The organism is Streptomyces sp. WAC 04229 (assembly GCF_003947455.1).
In the GTDB taxonomy this organism is placed as follows: Bacteria; Actinomycetota; Actinomycetes; order Streptomycetales; family Streptomycetaceae; genus Streptomyces.
Genome location: NZ_QHJH01000363.1, coordinates 1 through 2,658, shown reverse-complemented (window position 1 = coordinate 2,658; position 2,658 = coordinate 1). Strand labels below are relative to the sequence as shown.

Genomic DNA, 2,658 nt, shown 5'->3' with positions numbered 1-2,658 from the left:
CACCCCCACCCCGGGCCCCGTACCGGCCCGCAGACTCACCGTCCCGCTGACCGCCGCGCTGCTCACCGCCTGCGCCCTCACCGCCGTGCCCGCCCAGCAGGCGCACGCCGCCGGCAGCGTCGTGAAGGTCACCGGCGGCCAGGGCAACTGGCAGCTGACCGTGGACGGCAGCCCCTACCAGGTCAAGGGCCTCACCTGGGGCCCCTCACCCAACGACGCCGACCGGTACATGCCCGACCTCAAGTCCATGGGCGTCAACACCATCCGCACCTGGGGCACCGACGCGAGCAGCAAGCCCCTCCTCGACTCCGCCGCCGCGCACGGCGTCAAGGTCATCGCCGGCTTCTGGCTCCAGCCCGGCGGCGGACCCGGCAGCGGCGGGTGCGTGAACTACCTGACCGACACCGCGTACAAGGACCAGATGCTGGCCGAGTTCCCGCGCTGGGTCCAGGAGTACAAGGACCACCCGGGCGTCCTGATGTGGAACGTCGGCAACGAGTCGGTGCTCGGACTCCAGAACTGCTACAGCGGCGACGAACTGGAGCGCCAGCGCGACGCCTACACCACCTTCGTCAACGACGTGACCAAGAAGATCCACGCCGTCGACCCGAACCACCCGGTCACCTCCACCGACGCTTGGGTCGGCGCCTGGCCGTACTACAAGAAGAACGCCCCCGACCTGGACCTGTACGCCGTCAACTCCTACGACGCGGTCTGCGGTGTCCGGGCCGCATGGGAGCAGGGCGGCTACACCAAGCCCTACATCGTCACCGAGGGCGGTCCGGCCGGCGAGTGGGAGGTGCCGGACGACGCCAACGGCGTACCGAAGGAACCCACCGACCAGGCCAAGGCGCAGGGATACACCGACGCCTGGAACTGCGTCACCGGGCACCGGGGCGTCGCCCTGGGCGCGACCCTGTTCCACTACGGCACGGAGTACGACTTCGGCGGCATCTGGTTCAACCTGCTGCCCGCCGGACAGAAGCGGCTGTCGTACTACGCGGTCAAGCGGGCCTACGGCGGCGACACCTCCGGCGACAACACGCCGCCCGTCGTCTCCGCCTTCGGCCTCGAGGGCGACGCGGGCAAGGTGCAGGCGGGCAAGGACCTCGTCCTCACAACCCGCGCCACCGACCCCGACGGCGACCCGATCGCGTACGAGGTGCTGGCCAACAGCACCTACATCGACCAGGGCAAGCAGCTCACCACGCTCCCCTCGACCGACCTCGGCGGCGGACGCCTGAAGGTCACCGCCCCCGACCGGCCCGGCGTCTGGAAGCTGTACGTCAAGGCCACCGACGGCAAGGGCAACGTCGGAGTGGAGACCCTCTCGGCGCGGGTCGTGCCGCCCGCCGTGGACGGCACCAACGTCGCCCTCGGGAAGCCGGCCACCGCATCCTCCTTCCAGCCGAGCTACGGCGACTGCCCCTGCCCCGCGGCCAACGCCGTGGACGGGAACCCGGACACCCGCTGGGCCAGCGACTGGAGTGACCCGCAGTGGGTCCAGGTGGACCTCGGGACGCGCACCACGTTCCGGCACGTCCAGCTGTACTGGGAGGCCTCCTACGCCAGGGCCTACACCGTCCAGACCTCCGACGACGGACAGAACTGGCAGACCGTGCGCACGGTGACCGACGGCAACGGCGGCGTCGACACCCTCGACGTGACCGGCACCGGCCGCTACGTGCGCGTCAACGGCACCGCGCGCGGCACGGGTTACGGCTACTCGCTCTACGAGTTCGGCGTCTACAGCTGACGCCGGACGACCGCGCACGACAGGGGAGGGGAGACCCGGTGGGGACGAGCGAGGAAGAGATCGACCGGCTGCTCGGCAAGCTGACACCGCGCGCCCGCGCGCTGCTGCTCGACGGCGCCACGACCTGGCGCACCAGAGCGGAACCGGCCCTCGGTCTGCGGGAGTTGGTGATGTCCGACGGTCCGGCGGGCGTACGGGGCGAGGCATGGGACGAACGCGACACCTCCGTCCTGCTGCCCTCGGCCTCGGCGCTCGCCGCCACCTGGGACGAAGCCCTGGTCGAGAGCCTCGGCGGCCTCCTCGCCGCCGAGGCCCGGCGCAAGGGCGTGGACGTCCTCCTCGCCCCGACCCTCAACCTGCACCGCAGCCCCCTGGGCGGCCGGCACTTCGAGTGCTTCTCGGAGGACCCGGAGCTGACCGGCCGCATCGGGGCCGCACTCGTGCGCGGCGTCCAGGCCCACGGGGTGGCCGCCACCGCCAAGCACTACGTGGCCAACGACTCCGAGACCGACCGTCTCACCGTCGACGTACGGGTGGACGAACGGACGCTGCGGGAGGTCTACCTCGCGCCCTTCGAGGCGGCGGTGGCCGCCGGGGTCCGGCTCGTCATGGCGGGGTACAACGCGGTCCACGGCACCACGATGACCGCGAGTGATCTGCTCACCGGCCCGCTGAAGGGCGAGTGGGGTTTCGACGGCGTCGTCGTCTCCGACTGGGGCGCGGTGCGCACCACGGTGGACACCGCCCGCGCCGGGCTGGACCTCGCCATGCCCGGCCCCGACAGCCCCTGGGGCGAGTCGCTGGCCCGCGCGATCGCCGACGGCGTCGTGCCCGGGGCCGCGGTGGACGACAAAGTGCGGCGCCTGCTGCGGCTCGCGGCGTGGGTGGGGGCGTTGGGGGAG

2 protein-coding genes are annotated in these 2,658 nt (G+C 72.0%); both read left to right on the top strand.

The annotated features are described in order from the left end of the window. Positions 1-1,756 (top strand): discoidin domain-containing protein (locus tag DMH12_RS38110; protein ID WP_260474503.1); only part of this gene is annotated, 1,756 nt, incomplete at its 5' end. A gap of 38 nt (positions 1,757-1,794) precedes the next feature. Beyond that, positions 1,795-2,658 (top strand): glycoside hydrolase family 3 protein (locus DMH12_RS38105; protein ID WP_148107601.1); only part of this gene is annotated, 864 nt, incomplete at its 3' end.